The sequence below is a fragment of the Polyangiaceae bacterium genome (assembly GCA_020633205.1).
GTDB lineage: Bacteria > Myxococcota_A > Polyangia > Polyangiales > Polyangiaceae > JAHBVY01.
In genome coordinates this window covers 206,524-230,886 of the sequence record JACKEB010000010.1, presented here as the reverse complement: position 1 = coordinate 230,886, position 24,363 = coordinate 206,524, and the positions used below count along the sequence as shown (strand labels likewise).

Here is a 24,363-nt window from a genome sequence, read left to right as displayed (position 1 = left end):
GGTGGGCAACTCACGCCCGTTCGAGGCTTCGTGTTCGGCGCGTACGCTAGTCGAGTGGTGAGCAAAAGGTCAATCCGAATGATGGTAGTCTCAAAGCCTGGCTCCTGTGTGAGCACGCGGGTTTATGGCTGCAAACGCACGCGCTGTGGCGGCGAGGTCAGCTCCGAAACAGTGCCCTCGGAAGGTTGCTCTGACACTACCATCCAGCAACCGCTTGGAGTGCTGGTGGATGATGGATGGGTCGCCGCTACACGCCGAGTTGAGCGCTCTTGCACTCGAGTTCGTTGGACGGTGCGGTTTGTTTGGCGCGCGAGGTGACACCGCGCGGTAACTCAGCCGCACGTCGCACCCGATTGAGGACGTCGTCACGACGTTTCTCCTCCCCCCCAAACCCAAGCATTCGGTCGGGGGATTGTTACTGCGTGAGAGGATTAATCAAACGCAGATAGAAGCCGGAAACTTTGGGGATGATGGGCAAGGGGAGGCGCTTGACAACGCTTGGCGCCCCTTTCTAACATCGCCCACGCCGCGTCCGGTATCTATTGATTCTCATTACGTTTTTGGCGCCGAGGGGGAAAGCGCTCCAGGTGCCAGCGACAGAATGAGAGTTTTCTAGGGCAATCCTAGGCGATTGCACCTGGTCAAACGCAGCTCGCACGTCGCGATCTGTCGTCCCGCTCCCCCCAATCGAACGCGCGTGCTCAGCCCACTCAAGAAAAGAGGACCGATGTCGAGAAAGCGCTTTGCCGCAGCCTGCATTCTCAGCTCCGTGTTTTTGTTCGGTAGCGTCTACAGCTCCGACGCGCGAGCGCAGGAGGTCATCGACCTGGATGAGGATACTCCTGCCAAGGACAAGAAGAAGGACGCCAAGGCCGGCAAGAAAGACGGCGACGTCGACATCGACCTCGATGAAGAAGGTGGCGAACAGGCGCCTACTGGACCCGCCGTCGCTGGGCAGATGACGGAAGAGGCAGCGCAGGCGAAGAAGCTGTTCGACAAGGAGCGCTGGAGCGAAGCGGCACTCGCGCTCTTTCGCGTATGGAATGGCGAGACGGGCGACGATCCGGGCAACCGGGAGCTGGGCGAGTACTACCTGGCGATTTCGCTGTACCGACTGAAGTTCTATCAGTCGAGCTACGCAATCTTCAGCTTGATCGCCGACAAGAAGACGCACCTCAAGTTCAAGGAGACGCTGCTCTGGCTCGCGAAGCTAGCGACGCAGCTACCTGAGCCCGCGGACATCATCGAGCGCGTTGGTAAGTACTCGAACGCCGAGCTCGAGCGCTTCAACAACCCGCAGCAGCGCGACCTGTACTGGCAGCTCAACTACATGTTGGGCCGCTACAAGTACCGCAACCGCCAGTTCGCTGAGGCGATCAGCCTGTTCCAGAAGGTGGATCCAACCAGCGAGTACTACGTGAAGTCGCAGTTCTTCAGCGGCGTCTCGTACGTGCAGCTCCGCAAGTCGGTGCCCGCGGTGAAGTCCTTCCAGCGCGTCGAGAAGGCAATCGACGACGGTGCAGCGGGCGTCGAGGACGAGACGCGTATGCGCGACCTGGCGTACCTGTCGATGGCGCGTACCTACTACTCTGCATCCATCAAGCTCGACGCTGAGACCAACACCCCGTCGGTCAACAGCACCAAGCTGAGCGCGGCGGTGAAGTACTGGAACTTGATCGAGACCTCCAGTGAGTACTGGCTCGACGCACTGTTCGAGCAGTCCTGGGCCTACTTCATGGCCGGTGACTACCCGCGCGCCCTCGGCAACATCCATACGATCCAGTCGCCGTACTTCCCGAACTCCTTCTATCCGGAGGCGGACATCCTCAAGGCGGTCATTTACTTCGCCAACTGCAACTACGAGGGTGCGACGACGATCGTCGCGAGATTCAACAAGAAGTACCAGCCCATCAAGGACGAGCTGGACAAGACCCTGAAGCGTTTCAAGGGTCCGAACCAAGAAGAGCCCTTCTTCAAGTTTCTGAAGCAGGTGCAGGACGACAAGGCAGACCTGAGCCCGAAGATTCAGCCGATCGTGAAGAACGCGCTGAGCGACCGCTCGCTGCTCCGCAACATCCAGTACGTGCGTGTGCTGGACGACGAGCTTTCTCGCTACGGCCAGGCACCGCCGAGCTTCAAGAGCTCCAAGCTCGGACAGCAGGTTCAGGACGTCGTCAAGTTCGCCCGTCAGCAGGCGGTGAAGAATGCAGGCGAACTCGCCATGGAGCGCTACCAGCGTAACCTGGACGAGCTCGACGAGCATCTTCGTAACGGTGAGAAGATCCTCATCGACATCACGAACGCGCTCCGCAACAAGCTCGACGAAAAGCTCAAGGGTGGGCAGGTGTCGAAGGCGGACGCGAAGATCTTCGGCGTTGTTAAGCCAGATGAGGAGCACGTCCTCTGGCCATTCGACGGTGAGTATTGGCGCGACGAGCTTGGCTTCTATCGCCAGGTCGTTGAGTCCGCGTGTGGGAGGTAAGAAGGTAACTCATGAACTCTTCACGAGTCGTTCCCGTTCTGGCCGCGCTGCTGGGGTTGCTGCTTAGCAGCGCCAGTGGCTCGGCTGCGCAGTCGGCAAAGCCGATGCCGAATTCCTGCGTCGCCCCCGAGGCGGAGAAGGCAGTCAACGCTTGCCCTGGCGGGCCTAAGACGTTCGAAATCAAGCAGAAGCGCGGTACCGCGTTCAAGAGCGCGCCTCCGCCGCGCGAAGTGAACGCGCAAAAAGACGCCAAGCCGAAGAATCCGGACACGGAGATGGCGGCTGGTCAGCGCGACGCACGTAAGACGCGTCTACAAGCGCGCGGCCGAGCCCTGCTCATCACGGAGATCCAGGGTCTCGAGCGCTTGTTCAAGCGCACGGGCAAGCGTTCTCCTGACCGTCCCCAGCTGATCCGTCGCCTCGCGGAAGCGTACGTCGAGCTCGAGAGCGCGGCGAACCGCGACAAGATCGAGGCGGAGGTCAAGGCTCAGGACCTCAAGTCCAGCCGAAGCAAGGGCAAGGTCGCCGCAATCAACAAGGCGCGCAAGGAAGCTGCCCAGGCTCGCAAGATCGTCGATGCCGCGCGGAAAAAGGCCATCGCTTACTACAAGCTGATGAAGACAGCCTACCCGAGCTACTCGAAGATCGACGAGGTGCTCTACTACCTCGCTTACGAGTACGAGCAGGCGAAGGACCTGAAGAACGCCCGTGCGGTGTACTACGAGCTGATCCAGAAGGCTCCCAAGTCGCCCTACATCCCGAACGCCTACTTGGCCTTCGGTGAGTTGTTCTTCCTCGAGGCCCAAGCCGATCCGAGCGCTTGGGAGCTTGCGGAGCAGTCGTACCGCAAGGTGACCGAGTACCCGCCGCCCACCAACAAGGTGTTCGGCTACGCCCACTACAAGCTGGGCTACGTGTACTGGAACCAGGGCGAGTACGCGAAGGCGTTGCAGGAGTTCAAGGAGGTCATCCAGTACGGCGACAAGTACGCCAGCCTCCCGAACGCAAAGCAGCTCTCGAAGTCCGCCCGCCGCGACATGATCCCTGTCTACGCAGCGAGCGGTCGTCCGGAGACCGCCTACAACTTCTTCAAGGGGTTGAGCGGTGACGGTGCCGGCGAGAACACCAAGACCATCGAGATGCTCAACGAGCTCGGCTTGGCGTACCTCGATACCGGTCATTACCGCGAGGCAATCACGCTCTACAAAGACTTGATGAGCCGCGACAAGGGTGACCGTCTGTGCTTCTACCAGGGACAGATCACCGGTGCCGTCATGGCGCTGAGCGGCAAGGACAAGGACTCCGTCAAGAAGGAGCTGGATCGCCAGCTGACGGTGCGCAATGGCTACGTCAAGGAGAGCCATAGCGACAAGTCGAAGCTCGAGTGCTCCAACGTCACCGCTGGTCTCCTCGCGGAAACTGCGATGTCCTGGCACCTCGAAGCCGTCGGTTCCGGCGGCGTGCGTGGTACTGGCGACAAGAAGACGATGGACCTTGCGGCGTACCTCTACCAGAAGATCGCCGACAACTTCACCTCGCAGGAGTTCTCCAAGTTCGAGTTCCCGCGCATCGTGAAGGAGGACTGGCCGAACCTGTACAAGATCAAGTACGCGATGGCGGACTTGCTCTACTTCCAGGAGCGCTGGGACAAGTGTGGCCCTGCGTTCGACGCGGTGGTTGCAGAGAACCCCACCGGACCCGATGCGGCAGAAGCCGCGTTCGCTTCGGTGCTCTGCTACCAGAAGATGTACGACCAGATTTACAAGGGCGACGCAGACCGCAAGGGCAAGGGTCTCGGTCCGAAGGGCGGCACTGCCGACAAGGACAAGGACAAGAGCGAGTGGGAGAAGCTGAAGCCGAAGGAGTTCACCGAGACCCAGAAGGGTATGGTCACCGCCTTCAATCGCTACGTCTGCTACGTCAAGCCACCGAAGGGTGACGCCAAGGCGTACGACAACTACGTCGACGTCAAGTTTGCCCGCGCTCGTACCTACTTCGAGTCTCAGCACTGGGAGGAAGCAGCGCTGGCGTTCCGTGACATCGCGATCAACCACGCGGATCACGAGTCATCAGTGTTCGCTGCTCAGCTCTACCTCGAGTCGGTGAACGTGCTTGGTGCCAAGGCAGATCCGCCGCGTCCCTCGTGCTTCGACGCGATGGGCTCCGACGTTCCGCTGTTCATCGAGTCGTTCTGTTCCGGCAAGAAGGCTGAAGACAACGCGGAGCAGTGCGAGACCCTCAATCGCATCCAGTGCGATATCCAGCGCCTCAAGGCTCAGAAGACCGTCGAACTGGCGGACTCGACTCAGAGCAAGGGCGACGTGGGTAAGTCTCTCGAACTCTACAAGGAAGGCGGCGACGCCTACCTGGAGCTGTGGCGCACCTACGGTGAGAAGCAGCTAGAGGACGGGCAGAAGTCGCAGTGCGGCCAGATGGACGAGATCGTCTACAACATGGCGAAGGCCTATCAGGCAGGTCGTCTGTTGGCGAAGTCGATTCAGGCTCGCTTGATCTTGCTCAACCCGCGCTACGGGATGAACAAGACCGACCTCGCACAGAAGGCCACCTACGAGATAGGCGGCAACTACCAGGCTATCGCTGTGTACGACAAGGCGGCGGACTTCTACGAGAAGTACGCAGCTGACACGAAGTACAAGGGCGAGTTCGCCGACCAGGCACTCAGCGACGCCGTCGTGCTTCGCTTGGGACTTGGTCAGGAAGACCAGGCCATCGACGACGCGAACAAGTTCAACCGCTACTACGGGGCACGTAAGGCCGAACAGGCTGCGCAGGTCGCCTTCGCGGTTGCTGCTTACTACGCGGAAAAGAAGGACTGGGGCCAGGTTGCCAAGCGCCTGCAGGGAGCCATGCGCTTGATCGACAGCAAGGCAGCCCTCGACGTGAAGGTGCAGGCGCATGCTCTTGCGGGCCGCGCCTTCATGGAACTGAATCGCGGTCGCAACGCCGATACTGAGTACGGCAAAGTCGTTGCCACATGGAAAGACCCGGCCAAGGCGGCTGAGTCAATCCAGAAGGAAGGCGGCGATGCTCGTAAGCTCGGTCGAGCCCTCGAGGCGGTCGGCGAGGCGATGTTCTACTTCGCCGAGAAGAAGCGTGCGAAGGTCGAAGCGGTGAAGTTCCCTGAGTACAAGGGCGCTGGCACCACCCAGGCGGTGAAGGACCACATCAACACCAAGGTCAAGGCCTGGATCACCAAGAAGCGCCCCCTGATCGAGGACGCAACGGCGGAGTACAAGAAGATCATCGACTTGGTTCCCGCCCCCCCGCCGAAGTGGGTCATCGCTGCCGGTTCGCGAGTGGGAGACATGTGGGGCACCTTCGTGAAGGAGTTCCGCGCGGCACCCATCCCGACCTGGATGAAGCAGGACTACGAGCTGCGCACGGCGTACTACGGTGCTCTCGACGACGCTTCCGAGCCTCAGAAGCAGATGGCCAAGGGTGCCTACCGCACCTGCCTCGACTACTCGGTCAAGTACCAGTACTTCGACGAGTTCTCGCGTACCTGCGAGGAGTGGCTCGCTGACAACTACAAGAACGAGTACCACCTCATCGACGAGTTCCGCGGTTCTCCGAACCTCGTGAACAGCACCTTGAAGGAGCGCCCCTATCCGATCTCGATCGGGGGTGAGCCCTTCGTCACCGCACCGCCGGCAACCGAGGAAGCTGACAAGCCAGGAGCTTCCAAGGAGTGAGGTCAACAGGCTGGGCCAGCAGCGTCCGAGTAAGACTGCCGCTGGCCCAGCCGACCTCGAAGATCTCACGGAGAATCATCATGAAATTGACTAATCTCTCAGTTCTAGGCGTGCTGGTGTGTGTGGCCTGCGGTGGCGGAAGCAACGGCCCGGGCGCCATCAGCCCTAAGGACGACAGCGGTCAGCGCACGAAGGGCGGCCAAGCCGTCACGAAAGCCGCGGCAGCGGGCTTTCAGCGCGCGCTTGATCAGTTCGTCTCCAACGACCAAAAGGGCAGTTGGTCCGAGTCCAGCTGCGGCAGCGTCGCTGGGGAGTTCCTGAATTCGGCCAAGGAGCAGCAAGGCGCTTCAGGCAAGCCTTTCCCCGAGGCACTGTACAACGCAGGTCTCGCCTACGCGCGCTGCGGTCAGGACGACAAGGCCAAGGCGCAGTTCCAAGCTGCAGCGAACGCGTCGAAAGACTTCCACCGCGCCCGCGCCCAGCTCGCGCTCTACGAGTACCAGTCCTCTAAGAACCTCGACGCCACGATTGAGAAGCTCGAGCAGATCATTCGTGACGCAAAGTTCCAGAACGTAGAGGCCCTGGTCAGCGTCGCCGCGTTGCAGATGGAACGCGGAAACGACGTCAAGAACGCTGACGGTGCGAACGATCTCGAGCGCGCGAAGCTGAACATCCAGCGCGCCCTGGCCATCGACGACAGCTTCATGCCGGCGTTCAACCAGCTGTCGCTGTACTACCTCGAGCTCGCCAAGCGAGACGCCGAAAAGAAGGACAAGAAGTCCGCCAAGGGCAAGAAGCGCGGTGGCCTCGTCGTCGCGTCGGACCAAGGCCTCGAGGTGAACAAGCAGCAACTCGATCTCGCGGCGTTGGTGGCGGCTCAAGCGATTCGCAAGAATCCCAAGTACGCGCCGATTCACAACACCGCTGGTCTGATCCAGGTGCAGTTGAAGAACTACAACGGTGCCGTGCAGAGCTTCAAACGAGCTCGCTCGCTCGACCCCAAGTTCTTCGAAGCCCACATGAACTACGCGGCGGTGAACCTCGGCTTCCGCGGCTTCGGGGAGGCTGAGCAGGCGTACCGCGAGGCGCTCAAGCTGCAGCCCAACACCTATGAGGCTCATTTGGGTCTCGCGCTGGCGTTGCGCGGTCAGATCAACGACGCGAACTACGACAAGAACATCGCTGAGGCGCAGAAGGAGCTGGATGCGGCCCGCAAGCTCGAGCCGAACCGTCCAGAGACCTACTACAACGAGGCGATCCTGACGCAGGAGTACAAGGCAAAGGGGGACGAGAAGAACTCCATCCCGATGCTGAAGAAGGCTGCGTCGATTTACGACACCTTCGTAGCCAAGGCTGGCGCCGACGCGGCGTTCGCGCCCGCGGTGAAGATCGCCAAGGACCGCTCGACGGACATCACGGATACGATCAAGTTCATCGAGGAAGGGCAAAAGGCAGCGGCTGAGCCGCCCCCGCCTCCGCCCCCGGAAGAGAAGAAGTAAGCGAGCCATCGTTTCGCCACATGCACGGGCGACCCAACTGGGTCGCCCGTTGCGCTTTGTCCGCTGCTTTCTGCGACCCGCTGCTTGGCCTTCACTGTGCGAGTGTGTGCGCAGGAAGTCCAACCCGCGCGGAAAGATCCTCGAGGAAGAAACTTCCCAAGGAAATCACTCCTCGCGGAACCTGAGTGTTCAGGAGCTGTCTTAGCTCGCCGTGCTTCGACACTCCGCCCAGCTGACTCCAGAGCTCGATGTGTTCCGTGGCGCCAGTGCTTCGGACGCGGCGAGCGATGTGGTGAGCACGTCAATGGAGATGCTCCGGACGACGGATCGTGATTCGCGTCCGGGCGCCCCAGTGGTAGTTAGTAGGGTGCCCCAGGGACTAACCCCGGGGGCGGCGATGACGGTTTCGCTCCTCACCAGCTCTTCGGAGTTGATGGGATCAGGCCGAAGTCGGTTGACGGCTCGACCCTGAGCCAAGTACAATGACACTGTAATTCGAACGCAAAGTTCTGAGGAGGCTGGAATGTCGAAGAAGATCCGTTTTGCCGTGCTCGTAGGCGCTGCGATCGCTCTGACCGCTCCCAACGTGTTCGCTCAAGACAAGAAAGATGACGACAAGGGCTACGGCTACGAGTTCGACGATGATCCGCTCAACGCCGGTGGCTTTGGACCCAACGACGCGACGATTCGTGTTCGTCCGCGTGCTGCTCGCACCACGCTGATTCGTCCCCGCACGTCATTCGTGCCGGAGATGTTGAAGTCGGTCGAGAACCTCTAAGTTTTTCGCACGGAAAACCAGCCCCTCGCTAGCGCTCATCGATAGCGAGAACGACCTCAGCGCAGCCCAGGGAAACTTGGGCTGCACGCGGCGCCGCCGCACCAAGGAAACGCCCGATATGTCGAAAGCTGTTCTCACATTTGCGCTCTACAAAGGCGATGAGCTGCTGCGTCGCGAGACCGTGACCCAGGACATCGTCAAGGTTGGCAAGGACCCCAAGAGTCACCTGCAGGTCGACGACGAGCTCGCGTCCCGCATGCACGCGGTGATCGAGGTTGGGGGCCCGGACGACATCACCTTGATCGACCTGGGCAACGACCCAGGCACGCAGGTGAACGGAGCGCGGGTGAACAAGTGCAAGATCTACGTCGGCGACCAGATCGAGGTCGGTGGAACGCGCATCGTGCTCGAGAGCGCCGAGGCAGCGGCCGCGGAGGCTCAGCCGGCAGCGGCAGCTCCCGCGCCGGCGGTGGCGGCTCCTGCGCCCCCCGCACCCGCGGTCGCGGCACCGCCTCCCGCGCCAGCGGCGGCCCCAGCGGCTCCCGCCCCAGCGGTGGATAACCCCTTCGCAAGCGGCGGCTCCTCCAATCCGTTTGCTTCCGCGGCAGCTTCGAACCCGTTCGCGTCGGCAGCGAATCCCTTCGACATCGCGCCTGCCAACCCGTTCGCCGCTGGTGCATCCGAGGCTGCCCGTCGCGCCGCGCTCGCGGTACCAGACGACGCGCCCCCCGGCACCTACACCTACACGCTGGTGAAGAGCGCCCCCGATGTTCCCGCCGACGAGGTGGAGACGCACGCGGCGGCAGTCGAGGTGATGGTTCTTTGGGGAACCAACGTTCTCCACGTCTCGCACCTGACCCCGCCTCGTAGCTTCTACGTCGGCGAAGAGGCAGGGAAGGCGATCGGCTGCGACTTCTTCATCCCTGCGGAATCGCTGTCGGTTGCTCGTATGCCGGTGGTACTCGCGGGCGGCGGCGGGATCAGCGTGGTCCTGCCCCAAGGCGCGAAGGGCTTCGTCGAGATCCCTGGCCAGCCTCGCATGACCCTCGACGAGGCCCGCGCCAAGGCTCAGCCTTGTGCGGAACTCAGTGGTGCGCACCAGCTCGCGCTTCCCGGAGGTGCCAAGGCTCGCGTCGAGGTGGGCGACTTCGTCTTCCAGGTCGCGGCCGTCAATGCTGGCAAGCCCATGCCCGTAGGCATTCTGGTTGGCCTCGAGGTCGCGGTGCTCATGTACTTCGCGCTCTCGTTCTTCACCGTTGGCAGCCTGATCGCGGCGATGGCGTTCTTCGTCCCGCCCATGGGCTTGCTCGATGACGAAGGCATCGACAAGGACCAGCTCTTCCTCATGCAGCAGTACCTCAAGGCGGCTGCAGAGCGCGAGGAAGAGGAGAAGGAGACCGAGCAGGTCACCGAGCAAGACGCCGACAACAAGGAAGGCGGCACGGGCACTCGCGCCAAGGGCGAAGAGGGCTCGATGGGTAAGCAGACCAGTAAGGACACCAACAAGCGCTACGCAGTTCAGGGTCCCAAGGACAACCCGGACCCGCACATCGCCCGTCAGGCGGCGCTGCGCGAGGCTCAGGAGTTCGGTCTCATCGGTCTCCTCAACACCGGCGCCGCGGGTGATCCCAACGCCCCCACCGCAGAGTGGGGCCGCGACACGTCGCTCGGTAACGACGAAGTCAGCGCGATGGGTAACATGTGGGGTGATGAGATCGGCGACGCCTACGGCGCTGGCGGCCTCGGCCTCTCAGGTATCGGCGAGGGCGGTGGTGGTCGCGGAGAGGGTATCGGCCTCGGATCCATCGGTACCATTGGTCACGGCGCAGGCACCGGCACTGGTCAGGGCTTCGGCTCGGGTCACGGACGCCTCGGCGGTTCTCACAGCACCCGCGCTCCCAAGGTTCGCATGGGCGCCACCAGCGTGTCGGGTCGCCTTCCGCCAGAGGTCATCCAGCGTATCGTGCGTCAGAACTATGGTCGTTTCCGTATGTGCTACGAGAACGGCCTACGTAACAACCCGAACCTCGAGGGGCGCGTAACGGTGCGCTTCGTCATCGGCCGCGACGGCGCTGTGTCGAACGTGTCGAACGGTGGCTCGGATATTCCGGACAGCGGCGTCGTGGGTTGCGTGGTTCGTGCCTACTACGGTCTGTCCTTCCCGCAGCCCGAAGGCGGTATCGTTACCGTCGTGTATCCCATCATGTTCAGCCCCGGCTGATTCCTCGACGGGGCTGCCCTTCTGATAGGACACAGCGAAGGCGGCGTGAGCGAGAGCTCGCGCCGCTTTTGCTTTGTGGTGCGTGATCGAGGACGGGGTTGGGGGAGAGGGAGCGCCTGACAGACGTTGCTCCTCACCCCCAAAACAAGCGCGAGGAGGATTCGACGTAGCGCCCTGTTGACCGTGATTTGCTTGCTCGATCCAAGGCGTCGATCAGCGTGCGAGCGCGCGCGCTACGTGGGATCGAAACACGCTGGCGGGGGTCAGCGTTAGGTGTGGATCACGCGTGTTGGGTAGTGTGCTCAGAAGAGCTTACTCCGGGCGGAATTGAAGTGTGATCGAGGCTACTCGAGAGTCCGTTTGAGCCTGTGATCCTGCAGAGATCCTAGACGGATCCGGCTTTACTTCGTTCCTGCCGTCTGCCTATGCTTCGGCCCTCTTGGAGCGGGAATGAGCGCCATAACAGGGCGTGAAGCCAGCGTGTCAGTGCCCGAGGGAGTTGCCTCCTCGCGGAGGCGAATCGGTTTGATTCACGCCGCTGCCGGCGTGTCGCGCACGCAGATCAACAAGTTCGTGTGCAGCGTTGCTCCAAGGCCGGGGTATTGCTCTTCGGCCTCGCTGGTTGGTAAGCGTGGGGAAAGAACAGAGAGAAGGGTGAGCTTGCGATGAAACTGGTGTCGAAGTTCTCGGCGGGAGCGTTGGGCCTCAGCCTCATGCTCGGGGGTTTGGGTTGCAACCGTGACAACATCGAGGCGATCAACCTCTCCAACGAAGGCGACAAGGCTTTCAAGGTCAACGTCGAAGGGGCGATCTCGAAGTACGAGCAGGCGACTCAGCTGGACCCGACGAATCACCGGATCCTGTGGCGCTTGATGCGTGCGTACGAGAAGAAGGAAGACTGGGACAAGGTCGCTTCCACTGCGTCTCGCGCGGTGCAGATCGCGCCCGACCACGCCAACTACTGGTACAAGCGCGGCTATGCGCTGATGCAGCTTGCGCGCGCCGGCGACAAGGATCGCTACGACGAGGCGAAGGAGCCGCTGAAGAAGTGCATCGAGAAGGACCCGAACTACGCCGAGTGCTACCACGAGCTCGCTGAGGCGGATCTCTGGACCGATGACCTGCAAGGCGCGGTGGAGAACTACTCCAAGGCCATCGAGCACGACCCCACGGTTGGCTACTTTTACGCGCCTCTCGCCGACGTGTACGTGACGCTGCGCTTGTACGACGAGGCGGACAAGGTGCTGAAGGAAGCGACGCGCATCCTGCAACCGACGGAGCAGAACGCGAACTACCTCCACGCCTCCTACGTGCTTTTGGCGAAGGTTGCTCAGGCCAAGGGCGACACGGCTGGCATGATCTCCTCGCTGGAGAAGGGAAGCGAGATCGGTGGAGACAAGCATCCCGAGGACAAGTTCTTCCTTGGCTCCGCGTACGCCACCAAGGATCCGCCGGACAAAGAGAAGGCGGTGCGTTTGCTGAACAGTTTCAGCAAGACCTCGTGTCGTGGCGCCAAGGCGAAGCAGTTCAAGGAACAGTGCACCGCAGCTCAGGACCTCATCCAGAAGCTCGGGGGAACCAACTGACACGTTTTTCCGTGTGTGAATTACCTCCCGAGTCTGGCGTACTGCGTGTTGCGACCGCCGGGCGAAGTCTGAAATCCCGATCAAACCGGGCCGCAGACGTCGTCCGGCGCTCGTCCATTCAGGCGCCGGAGTTCGTTGCAGCCAGCGTGTCCGGCTCTTGCGTTGCCGTCGACTTCCCGCGCTCCCGCGCTCACGGCTGCAGCGGCTCTGCTGACTGCAGCGGCTCTGCTGACTGCAGCGGCTCTGCTGACTGCAGCGGCTCTGCTGACTGCAGCGGCCCTGCTGACTGCAGCGGCTCTGCTGACGCGCTCGGCGGATGCGGCGGTGCGCCCCAAGTTGGCGCGTCGCTTTGGGTCCGGCGTGTGTCGGGCCGGCCCGATCAGGCATCACACACGGTCGCTGTGAGCTGTTCCCTCGCGAAACGTCCCGCTGAGCGCCCATCTGGCCATGCCTCCCCGGCCAGCCAGCAGAGCGCTTGGACGCGGAGATTGGGCCAGATTGGGTCCAGCTCCAACAAACCAAACAAGTTCGGTATTTTTGGCGCGAGGCTCGATGTAGTCTCGTGCGACAGTTGTGCTGTCACCAACACCCTGCACGCGGAACCCGCGATCGCTCCGTTCCCGCATAGTGCCCCCGAGGAAGCATGGATCTAGAGGCGCGTCTCAATAACCTGGAGAACACCCACGAGTGGCATGCCATGGTCGAGGCCCTTGAACAGGGAATCGCCAGTGCCCAAGACGATGGGGTCAAAGCTCAGCTTCACTTGAAGTTGGGTCGCTTGTTGCGCGATCGCTTTTTGCAAGGCGTGAAGGCGCTCAAGCATTTCCAGGACGCTTTCAAGCTGAACAACACCCTGACCGAGGCGCTCGAAGAAGCGCGTTCGGTGTACTGGGAGCTCGGCAAGCTGAACATGGTGCAGAAGCTGCTCGAACTGCAGCTGAAGAACACCTCAGACGGCGCCGCGGGTTCCGAACTCTGCGTGCTCCTGGGCGACGTGCTCACGGATCAGGGCGACTACGATCGGGCAACGGAAGCATACGCCAAGGCGCTTCAGCTTGCCGCGGGGCAACCGAGCCGCGCCAGCCAGATGCTGGAAGACGTTCAGGTGGCACCCGATCAGTGGCAAGACCACATCGGATCGTTGTTGCGCGGAGCTCATGGTGCGGCGGACGCGGAAGGCAAGGCCATGGCCTTCCTTCGCGCATCTCGGGTGGCGAACCGCTTCGCGCCTGAAGAAGTCGAGGGCATCCTCGGTCAGGCCTACGCCTCGGATCCGTCCGGAACCGTAACGGGAGCGCTGTTCGAGGGGTACCTCGTCTCCCAAGAGCGCACCGATTCGATCGTCGAGGCGCAGCGCAAGGTGTTGGACGCTGACCTGGACGCGGCGACCAAGGCGGGCATCGCGTATCGCTTCGGCGTGCGCTGGGCGACTCGCCACCAGAACCTTGATCTGGCCAAAAAGCTCTTCGAGGAGGCGCTGAAGGCCGACCCGACGCGTGATGACGCCTTCAACTGCTTGCGCGAGATCTACGGCGCCGAGGGCAATTGGGCGCGCAATCTGGAGCTAGCAGAGCAGATCGCGTCCAGCACCAACGGAGTGAGCCACGCCGCAGCACTGGCCGCGGCCGGTAGCATTGCCTGGCGGCAACAGGGTGACCTGATTCGCGCTCGAGGCTACTTCGAGCAGCTCGCCGGGGTCTCGCCGACCCATCCCGCGCTCAAGGCATTCGAGGCACAGATCGGCGAGGCGCTCACGCCTGGTGATGCGCCCGCTGCTGAGGAGTCTGCCGAGGCAGAGGCGCCTGCGGCGGAAATCGAAGTCGAGGAGGCTGCGGCTGACGCAGACGTCGAGATCGAGGAGGAGTCTAGCGAGGAGCTAGCCGTAGTCGATGACGTCGAGGATATCCCCGCGGAAGCGGCCGAGGCCGAGCCGGAAGCTGAAGCGGCTGAACCGGCCCCTCCGGCTGAAGCAAATGACGCCAAGATCGCCGAGCTGCGCGAGCAGCTCGCCCAGCAGGAGGAGGCCAAGCGCTATCACGAGTACGTGAAGACCCTCATCGAGCTGGGTGACGAAGTTCCGGACCCCGCGGAGAAGGTGCAGCTGTTCACCGAAGCAGCGGACCTCTACGTCAACAAGTTCGTGAACCAAGCGGAGGCGGTACGGACCTACGAGAAGGTGCTCGAGGTCGACCCTCAGAACGACGGGGCCATCGAGTACCTCCGAGGCATGTACGAGAAGCGTCGCGACTGGGAGAAACTCATCGCGTTGCAGAAGTCTCAAGCGGATTTCCTTCCCGCGGGACCAGAGCGTACAGCAGCGTTCAAGGAGATGGCGCAGCTCGCTACCGAGCGCGTAAAGAAGCCCGACGTCTGCATCGATCTGTGGGCAGTGGTGCTCGAGAACGACGCTGACGATCTCGACGCACTAGGGTCGCTTGCCCAGCTCTACGAGCGCGCCCGCGACTACGAGAAGCTCGCCGATGTGCTGGAAAAGCAGGCCGATCTGACCTTCGACACGAAGGAGAAGATCGACATCCTGACGAAGCTGGGCCAGGTGACGGGTGACCGTCTCAAGGATGACGAGCGCGCGGTCGAAGCTTACCGCACCTTGCTCACTTTGCAGCCCGACGACCGTCGCGCTCAGGAGCAGCTCAAGAAGCGTTACGTTTCCCTGGGGAGATGGGACGACCTCGAGACGTTCTATCAAGAGAGCGGCAAGTGGGATGAGTTCATCCGCGTTCTAGAGAGCAACGAGTCCAAGACGAAGGACCCGCAAGAGAGCATCGCGATGTTGATCAAGATCGCGGAGCTCTGGATGACTCAAAAGGGCAAGCCCGATCGCGCCGCCCGCGCCTACGAGAAGATTCTGTCTCTCGATGAGCAGAACCTGGAGGCAGCCCAGCGCCTGATCCCGATCTACGAGTCTGCAAACAACCCGAAGGGCTTGAGCGGAGCGATTGAGGTCAAGCTCGTTCACGAGCAGAACCCCGCGGAGCGCCTCGATTTGCTCCGCCAGGTCGCGGCTCTGTACGAGGGTCGGATCAACGACAAGGCCAAGGCTTTCGAGCGCTACTTGGCAGCCTTCGAGCTCGAGCCTTCCGACGAACAGTGCCAAGCCGATGTTGAACGCGCGGCGCAGGCCATTGGTAGCTGGGACGGGCTGATCACCAGTTACCGCACGGCAATCGAGAGCCTCAGCGAAAGTGGCGACGCGATGGGCGCGATCAACCTGCGCCTACGCCTCGGCCGCGTGCTCGTGGATGAGGTCCAACGCATCGATGAAGCCCTGGTCGAGTACCGCGCCGTTTACGAGCTGGAGCCGGAGAACGCTCAGGCTCTGAGCGCGCTCGAGGGCCTCTACGCTCAAACGGAGCGCTGGTCCGACCTGCTCGAGGTCTACAACAAGAAGCGTGATCTTGCCGTCGAGCCCGAAGAGCGAAAGCAGATCCTGTACGGGATCGCTCGGCTTCACGAGGAACGCTTGAGCGCCCTGGACTCTGCGATTGAGACCTACCAGGCAGTGCTCGAGGATGATCCCGTCGATACCACCGCTCTCGAAGCGTTGGATCGCCTCTTCAGCCAAACTGAGAACTGGGGTCCCTACGCAGAGATCCTGTCGCGCCGCATCGAACTCGATGTGGGTGAGGTCGAACTTATCGACCTCAAATTCCGCCTGGCAAAGACCCAGCTCGAGCAGCTGGAGGATCCGGCGGCCGCGCTCGAGAACTATCGAGAGATTCTGTTCCTGAATCAGGATCATGAAGGCGCACGTGCCGCTCTCGAAGGCTTGCTCGAGCACGAGACCCTGCGAGGTGAGGCCGCGTCGATTCTCGAGGCGATCTACGAAGCCCGCGGAGACTGGACCAAGCTCATTCATGCGCTTGAGATCCTCGTGCTCGCGGCGTCCGACGTCGATCGGCAGGTCGAGCTACTGCGACGGATCGCTCAGACTTCGGCGAACCAGCTCGGCGACCTCGAAAAGGCGTTCGACGCTCAAGCTCGAGCAGTGAAGGCGGACCCGGCGCACGGAGACGCGCGCTACGAGTTCGAGAGCTTGGCTCAGCAGGCGAATGCCTGGGAGCAGCTGCTGACCATCTACTCGGAAGTGGCAGACGGCCTCTCCGATTCGGATCTGGCTCGAAGCTACTGGATGCGCCTCGCATCGATCGAGGAACAGCTTGGCAAGGTGGATGAGGCTGCCAAGGGATACGAGCGCGTGCTCGCGCTGGATCCCGGCGACGCCGAGGCGCTCCAAGCAATGGACGCCCTGTACCGCGGCCACGAGAAGTGGAGTGAGCTGATCGGCGTCTACCGTCGCCGCATCGAGCTGACTCAGGACGGCGGCGAGCGCGAGGCGCTGTATGCGCAAATGGCTCAGGTGTATGAAGAGCGACTCGGCCAGCCCGCAGACGCGATCGGGGCCTACCGTGAGGTGCTCGCGCTCGATCCCGCTAGCCATGTAGCGCTGCGGGCTCTGGATGGCTTGTTCAGCCGCCAGAGCATGTGGCCCGAGCTCGCAGAGAACCTCGAGACTCAGCTTGGCCTCGCGGAAACGGAGGAGGAGCAGCTCGCGCTCATGCTGCGGCTGTCCGCACTGCGTGAGCAGCAGATGGGACTCGTCGAGTCAGCTATCGAGGGCTACCGTGAGGTGCTCGAGCGTGACCCGTCGAACCAGGCTGCGCTGAGCTCTCTCGAGCGGCTTGGGCGTGACCAGGCGCACGAGCTGATGATCGCGGAGATCCTCGAACCGCTCTACCGTCAGCAAGGCGACTTCCAAAAGCTGATCGGTGTTCACGAAGTTCAGGTGCGGCGCGCAGACGACGTGAACCGTCGGGTGGAGCTGCTGCATCAAATCGCCGAGCTGTATGAGGACGCCGCGGGGGACTCCAACGCGGCCTTTGACACCTTGGCGCGTGCTCTCGCCGCGGACCCCGCTCACGAGTTCACCCAAGAAGGCCTCGACCGCCTAGCGCGCACCACGGGGCGCTTCACGGATCTGGCTCGAGTGTTCGAAGAACTCGGCTCCAATCAAGAGGATCCGGAGCTTGGCAGCCAACTGTACACGTTTGCTGCACGCGTGTTCGTGAACGACGTCGGCGACGTCGACCGCGGTATCGAGCTATTCCGCAAGGTACTCAGCATCGATCCCATGAACTTGGCGGCCGCGGAGTCGCTCCAGACGCTGTTCCACAGCACCGAGCGCTACTCTGATATGTCGCTCATTCTTCAGCGCAAAGCGCAGATCCTCGAGGATCTGGACGCGCAGAAGGAGGCGCTCTATCAGTCGGCGACCCTCGAAGAGGAAGTGCTCGACCGCAAAGAGAACGCGATCGGCGTTTACCAAAAGATCCTCGAGATCGACCCCGAAGACCTGCGCAGCGTCGATGCGCTGATCAACCTGTTCCTCGGGCTGTCGCGTTGGGAAGAACTCCTCGGCGTCTACAGCAAGAAGGCCGACCTGGTCATGGATACAGAGGAGCGCAAGCTCATCTACTATCAGGTTGGTGCTGTCTACGAGCGTGAGCTCTCAGACGTGACGCGGGCGATCGACACCTATCAGCGGGTGCTGGAACTGGACCCCGACGATCTCACCGCCCTCGGTCGCTTGGACGTGCTCTACCAGAGCACGCAGAACTGGTCCGAGTTGCTCAGCGTGCTCACCCACGAGAGCGAACTCACGGCGGATCCAGCGGAAGCCATCAGCTACCAGTACCGGATCGCCGAGCTTTACGAAAAGCACCTGGATGACGTGGCGCGGGCGGTAGAACTCTACCGCGACATCCTGGGCATTCAGCCGGATCACGAGCCGACCCTGGCCGCCTTGGAAGGCATCAAGAACGGGGACAAAGAGGCGCTCCTGGCGTCCAGCGTCCTTGAGCCCGTGTACGACGCGATGGGTGAGTGGGCTCGCCTGATCAGCGTGCTCGAGGTTCAGGTGCGCTTTGCTGAGGACCCCTTCAGCAAGGTCGATCTACTCCACCGCATCGCGCGCTTGTACGAGGAGAACCTCGGGCAACACGCCGACGCGTTCGAGACCTACGCCCGCGCCGTTGCGGCTGACAATCAGAACGAAGAGTCGCTCGGTTCCCTCGAGCGCTTGGCGATGACGATTGAGCGCTGGCCAGCAGTTGCCGAACTCTACGATCGTCAACTCGCGACGCTGACCGATGAGCCAGAGCGCCTGGTCGAGCTCGGACTGCGCGTCGCTCAGGTCTATGAAGTTCAGCTCGAGGACCTGGAGAACGCGATCTCCCGTTACCGCAAGGTACTGGAGGCGGACCCCGAGAATCAGAGCGCGGTGCGCTCCCTAGATCGGCTGTTCTCCCAGGCGGAGCGCTGGGCTGACTTGGCCGACGTGCTGACGCGGGAAGCTGAGATTGGCCAGACGCCGGACGAAATCCTCGAGTTCAAGTATCGCTTGGGCCAGGTGTACCAGCTTCGTCTGAACGATCTGGATCGCGCCATCGACGCCTATCGCGAGGTGATCGGTGCGGCTCCGGAACACGTGGAGACACTCGAAGCGCTTGAGTCGTTGTTCGCGATGGGTACCAAGCAGCTCGAGGTCGCCGAGATCCTCGAACCGCTCTACCAGTCCACGGCCGAGTGGGAGAAGTTGATCCGGGTTCACGAGGCGCAGCTGGCGCACACCCAAGACGCCGATGAGCGCATGAACATGTACTACCGCATCGCGGAAGATGCGGAAGAGCGACTGATGGATCCCTATCAGGCGTTCAATGTCTACGTGCGTGCGATCAAGGAGCGTCCGCTGGACGAGCGCACTGGCGAAGAGATCGAGCGCCTCGCGGCGATGATCGACGGTGGCTGGGAGCAGCTAGCGAACGCCTATGCCGACGTGCTTGGCATCGAAGGGCTCCCTGTGGAAACGCAGGCAGCCGTTGGTAAGCGGTTGGCGCGCGTCTTCGAGGAGGAGCTCGCAGACGTCACGAAGGCCGAAGAGACCTACCGCTACGTGCTGTCGGTCGCTCCGGGTGACCAAGACTCGCTCGCCAACCTCGACCGCATCTACTCGTCGCTCGAGCAGTACGCGGAGCTTGCAGGCGTTCTGGAGCAGCGCGCTGTCGGTGCTGAAGAGCACGAGAAGGTCGAGCTCTGGGGTCGCCTGGGTCAGGTCTACGAGGAGGCGCTCCAGCGCATCCCGGACGCGATCCGAGCCTACCGGAAGATCTTCGACGAGCTCGAGCCCAGTAACGAGGAAGCGATCGCCGCCCTGGGTCGCATCTACGAGCAGACCGAAGACTGGGAAGCCCTGAACAAGGTCTACGAGCGCGAGATGGAGACCGCGGTGGGCGACGTCGCCGAGGCCGAAATCCGCGCCAAGATGGCGCATCTGGCGGCAAACCGCCTGGGCCGAATCGACGACGCCGTTGAGGGTTGGAAGCGCGTGCTCGATCTGCGCGGTGAAGATCCCGAGGCGCTTGGCGCACTCGCGGGCCTCTACCAGCACCTCGGACAGTGGGCGGAGCTCACGGATGTGCTCGAGCGCCAGTTCGATATCGCCGACGACGACGAAGAGCGCGTCAATGTGCTCACGAATCGCGCCCGGCTGTTCATCGAGCAGCTCGGCCGCGACGACGAAGCGCTGGAGACCTGGCAGCGCGTGCTCGATATCGACTACGCGAACCTGCCTGCTCTGCGGGCGGTGGCTCAGATCTGGCGCACTCGGGAAGACGCTCAAGAACTCGTGAGTTCCCTGCACGCGATGATCGATCGCGCGGCGGCGCTCCTCGAGGCGGCAGAGCTCAAGGAGGTCTACCGCGAGCTCGGCCAGACCTACGGCGTGAAGCTCGAGCAACCGTACGACGCTGCGGACGCTTGGCGTCAGCTGCTCGAGGTCGATCCCTTCGACTTCGAGGCGATGGCGGAACTCGAGAAGATCCACCGCCTGGACGAGAAGTGGCCAGAGGTGGTCGACGTCAAGATGCAGCGCGCCGAAGCGTTGCAGGAGCCCGAGGAGAAGATCCGCGAGCTGCTCGAGGTCACCCAGATCTGGAAGAAGGAAGTCAACGACTACGACCAAGCGACGGCTGCCTTCGAGAAGATCCTCGGCATCGATCCCGCGCACACCGAGGCCTTCGAGGCGCTCGAGCGTCTCCACACGGCAGCGGGCCGCTGGGAGCCTCTGATCGAGCTCTACCTGAACCGCCTAGAGACTCGCGAAGACGTCGACGAGCGCGGCGAGCTACTGCGTCGCATCGCCAACGTTTGCGAGGTTCAGCTTCACGACCCCGACCAGGCCTTCGTCGGCTTGCTCGAGGCGTTTGGAGAGAACTACGGCGACGACGAGACGGTGCGTTACCTCGAGCGCATGGCCCAGCAGACCAACCGCTGGCCCGAGCTGATCCAGAACGCGAACCAGTGGTTGCAAGAGACCGAGGACCCGCAGCAGAAGATCTTGCTCTGCCTGCGCCTCGGCAAGTGGTACGGCGAAGACCTCGGCCACTTCGATTACGCGAAGCCCTATTACGCGCAGATCATGCAGCTCGACCCGAACAACGTTCAGGTCTTGCGGCAGATGGCCAACATCCACCGCATTGGTGCCCAGTGGCAAAAGATGGGTGAGATGCTGACCCGCGCGCTGGATGTCGCGGTGAGCAGCGATGACCGTAAGGCCATCCTGTGCGACTTGGGTGAGTTGCTCGAGCGCCACATGGGAGAGACCGACAAGGGCATCTCCTTCTACAAGCGGGCACTCGAAGTCGATCCGCTCTGCATGCCTGCCCTCGAGGCACTCGAGCGCATCTACGACGAGCGCGGCAATCACCAGGACCTGGTGGAGATCCTGACTCGCAAGGTGCAAGCCCTGGAGGACTCCGACCGCATCGCACAGCACAAGCTGCGCATGGGTGGTCTCTACGAGTCTTCGCTGAGCGACCTGAACAAGGCAGGCCGTCAGTACCGCGAGGTAATGGAGCTCGATGGGGGCAACTTGCTCGCCATGCGCGGACTCGAGCGCATCTACGAAGCGACGCAGAACTGGAACGAGCTAGTCGACGTTCTGGAGCGTCAGCTGGACGTGGTGGAGACCGAGCGCGAGCGCGTCAGCGTGCTGCTCAAGCTGGCGTTGATTCAAGAGGAGCAGTTCCTCAAGGCCGACGTCGCGGCTCAGCGCTTGGAGCAGGCCCTCGAGATCGACCCGGCGGATGCACGCGCCTACGTCGCACTCGAGCGTTGCTACCGGCGCCTCAAGCAGTGGCTGGATCTCATCAACACCTACGAGCGCCACATCAGTGAGGCGGCGTCCACCGACGACAAGATCGAGCTCTACGGCCAGATCGCTCAGGTCTACGCCGAGGAAGTCGGTGACACGGATCGCGCCATCGATGCCTACCAGAACATCGTTGACCTGGATGACACCAACATCCCGGCGCTCGAGGCTCTGAGCCGGCTGTACGAGAAGCAAGAGGACCCGGCGCGGGCCATCGAGAACATGACCCGCGTCGCCGACCTGACGACGGACGGCACCCAGCGCGTCGAGATGTACTACCGCATCGGTACGGCACTCGAGCAGCAGCTGGGGGATCGCATCACGGCGCAAGAGCGTTTCGAGATGGCTCTCGATCTCAACCCGGCTCACTTGCCGTCGCTGGCTGCCCTGCGCACCATCGCGATGGACGAGGCGGACTGGGATCGTGCCGCTCGCTACCTTGACCAGGAGCAGCTCAACACCGAGATGCCTCGTCAGCGCGCCAAGCTGCTCGTGGAGCTCGGCAAGTTGCGCGACGAAATGCTCGGAGAGCACGACGCTGCCATCGAAGCCTACCAGCTCGCGATGCAGTGCGATGACGACTGCGAAGAGGCGGCGCTGCCGTTGGTCGAAGAGTACATGCGCACCGATCGCTTCACCGAGGCTGAGCCACTGGCTGAGCTCTTGGTGCGCAAGGGGCGCAACCGTGAGCGTCACGAGCAGCACATGCTGAACAACTTGCTCGGCAAGGTGCTGTCAGCGGTCGGCAAGGACGAGAAGGCGCTCAAGGCGTACCACGCCGCGCACCAGCTCGACCTGACGGATCAGGAGACGATTCGCGGCATCGCTGACGTGTCGTTCCGCCTGCAAGACTGGCCCAGCGCGCTCACGAACTACCAGAAGGTGCTGACTTCCCTCAGCGAGGACGAAGTTGATCAGCGCACCGACGTCTACTACCGCTTGGGTTGCATCAAGCGTGAGCAGGGCCAGGTAAAGCAAGCGATCAACAACTTCGAGAAGGCGCTCGCGCTAAACTCGGAGCATCGCCCAACGCTCGAAGCGCTGGTCGACGTCTACGCTCAAGCGAACGACTTCAAGCAAGTCGCCGCCTACAAGCGGCAGATCCTCGATGGCATCTTCGACGGCGAAGAGCGCTTCGTGATGCTCAACGACATCGCCGATGTCTGGGCAGGCAAGGAGAACAACGCGCCCAAGGCCATCGAGGCCCTGGAAGAGGCCTTGGAGCTCAAGCCCCAAGATCCGTCGCTCCTGCACAAGATCCTCGAGCTGTATCAGAAGGCCGAAGACTGGTCGAAGATGGTCGATACGCTCCAGGCCATCGCGGATATCAGCGACAACCCGCTGGTCAAGTCGCGCTGCTTCAACACCATGGCGCAGCTCTACCGCGACAAACTCGAGGATCCGGATCGCGCCGTTGAGCTCTTCAACGAGGCACTGGATCTCAACCCTGACTTCCTCAAGGCCTTCGAGCGCATCAACAAGATCCTGACCCGCGAGAAGAACTGGAAGCAGCTCGAGCGCCAGTACCGCAAGATGATCCACCGCATCACCAACAAGAATAAGGCGGATCTCGAGTACACCTTGTGGCACCAGCTCGGTCTCATCTACCGCGACCGCTTGCAGGAGATGGAGTCCGCCGTCGACGCCTTCAAGATGGCGTCAACGACGAAGCCTGAGTCGCTCCTGGATCGCCAGATCCTGAGCGAGCTCTACGAGAGCACGGAGCGCTTCGACGAGGCGATAGAAGAGCAGCGGAAGATCCTGGATCACAACCCGCTCGACATCGATCCTTACCGCGCTCTCTACCGGCTGTACCTGCACAAGCACAGCTACGACGAGGCGTGGACCCTCGCCGCCGCGATCTCATTCATGGGCAAGGCGGATCAGGAAGAGATGCAGTTCTACGAGGACTACCGTCCTCAGGGGATGCTGCAGGTGAAGGGACGGCTGTCCAATGACCTCTGGACGCGCCAGCTCTTCCACCCCGACTTGAACCTCTACATCTCGAAGATCTTCGAGATGATCGTGCCTGCCGCGTTGAAGGCCAAGGTCGCGATGATGGCCCGTCAGCAGTCGCCCATTGATCCTCGCTTCAAGCAGGATCCGGCGACCTCGACGGTGACCTTCGCCAAGACCTTTGGTTGGGCTGGTCAGGTGCTGGGGCTCTCCACTCCGGAGCTCTACGTCCGCAGCGACATGAACGACGCAATCCGCGCGGTACCGCATCTGCCTCCGTCATCTGTCGCGGGCAAGGCGGTGCTCTCCGGGTTCCAGCCTCAGGAGCTGACGTTCATCTGCGGCAAGCATCTGGCTTCGTATCGGCCTGAGATTTACATGCGGAATCTCTTCCCGACGCAGGCCGAGCTCACCATCATGCTCTTCGCGGGTGTGATGATCGCGGCACCCAACACGCCGATGCCTCCGGACGGCGCCACTCAGATCCGCAACACGGCTCAGGAGCTGGCGAAGTACATGGATCCGGTCCAGATGGAGCACCTGCGCGCTGTCGTGAAGCGCTTCATCGAGGAGGGCGCCAAGGCGAACATCAAGCGCTGGGTGCAGGCGGCCGAGTTGACTCAGCTTCGCGCGGGTCTCCTGGTCTGCGGCGATCTGAGCATCGCCCGCAAGATCGTCACTATGGAGCCGTCGCTACCCGGGGATCTCTCCCCGGAGGAGAAGATCAAGGAGCTCCTGCTCTTCAGTGTGAGCGCGGAATACGCCCAGCTGCGCAGCGCGCTGGGGATCGCGATCGGGTGAGTCGCGGCGGTGTAGAGTCGAAGTGAAGGCACTGGGCCGCGAGCGGGAGCTCGCGGCCCTCGGCTTTTTGTGGCTGGCGTCTGGAGACGAGCCACGCGCCT

The 24,363-nt window shown here is 62.2% G+C and carries 7 protein-coding genes; all 7 read left to right on the top strand.

The features are described 5' to 3' along the window. Nucleotides 1-820: 820 nt before the first annotated feature. The 7 genes from H6718_01040 to H6718_01010 all read left to right on the top strand — a co-directional run bounded on the left by H6718_01040 (nt 821) and on the right by H6718_01010 (nt 24,262). On the top strand, nt 821-2,482 hold the full coding sequence (locus tag H6718_01040) for a hypothetical protein (protein MCB9583947.1): 1,662 nt from the start codon (nt 821-823) through the stop codon (nt 2,480-2,482). 11 nt (nt 2,483-2,493) lie between these two features. Next, a complete protein-coding gene (locus H6718_01035) occupies nt 2,494-6,195 on the top strand; it encodes a hypothetical protein (GenBank protein ID MCB9583946.1) in 3,702 nt (1,233 codons plus the stop codon). An 80-nt stretch (nt 6,196-6,275) separates the two neighbouring features. Then, nucleotides 6,276-7,694 carry a hypothetical protein gene (locus tag H6718_01030; GenBank protein ID MCB9583945.1) on the top strand — a complete coding sequence of 473 codons (1,419 nt, stop codon included), beginning with the start codon at nt 6,276-6,278 and terminating at the stop codon, nt 7,692-7,694. Nucleotides 7,695-8,217: 523 nt separating this feature from the next. Continuing rightward, nucleotides 8,218-8,472 (top strand): hypothetical protein, encoded by a 255-nt coding sequence (locus tag H6718_01025; protein MCB9583944.1) that lies wholly within the window; start codon nt 8,218-8,220, stop codon nt 8,470-8,472. 118 nt (nt 8,473-8,590) lie between these two features. After that, entirely contained in the window at nt 8,591-10,693 is a 2,103-nt protein-coding gene (locus H6718_01020) for an AgmX/PglI C-terminal domain-containing protein (GenBank protein ID MCB9583943.1), read from the top strand. 713 nt (nt 10,694-11,406) lie between these two features. Beyond that, the gene (locus H6718_01015; protein MCB9583942.1) at nt 11,407-12,279 is read left to right on the top strand and encodes a hypothetical protein; all 873 of its coding nucleotides are present in this window, start codon (nt 11,407-11,409) and stop codon (nt 12,277-12,279) included. 643 nt (nt 12,280-12,922) lie between these two features. After that, on the top strand, nt 12,923-24,262 hold the full coding sequence (locus tag H6718_01010; GenBank protein ID MCB9583941.1) for a tetratricopeptide repeat protein: 11,340 nt from the start codon (nt 12,923-12,925) through the stop codon (nt 24,260-24,262). The last annotated feature ends 101 nt before the right edge of the window (nt 24,263-24,363 follow it).

What these genes read in the sequence shown, in the direction of transcription:
- H6718_01025 (MCB9583944.1), top strand. Translation starts at nt 8,218, where the DNA reads ATGTCGAAGAAGATCCGTTTTGCCGTGCTCGTAGGCGCTGCGATCGCT.
- H6718_01035 (MCB9583946.1), top strand. Translation starts at nt 2,494, where the DNA reads ATGAACTCTTCACGAGTCGTTCCCGTTCTGGCCGCGCTGCTGGGGTTG.
- H6718_01010 (MCB9583941.1), top strand. Translation starts at nt 12,923, where the DNA reads ATGGATCTAGAGGCGCGTCTCAATAACCTGGAGAACACCCACGAGTGG.
- H6718_01030 (MCB9583945.1), top strand. Translation starts at nt 6,276, where the DNA reads ATGAAATTGACTAATCTCTCAGTTCTAGGCGTGCTGGTGTGTGTGGCC.
- H6718_01015 (MCB9583942.1), top strand. Translation starts at nt 11,407, where the DNA reads ATGCTCGGGGGTTTGGGTTGCAACCGTGACAACATCGAGGCGATCAAC.
- H6718_01020 (MCB9583943.1), top strand. Translation starts at nt 8,591, where the DNA reads ATGTCGAAAGCTGTTCTCACATTTGCGCTCTACAAAGGCGATGAGCTG.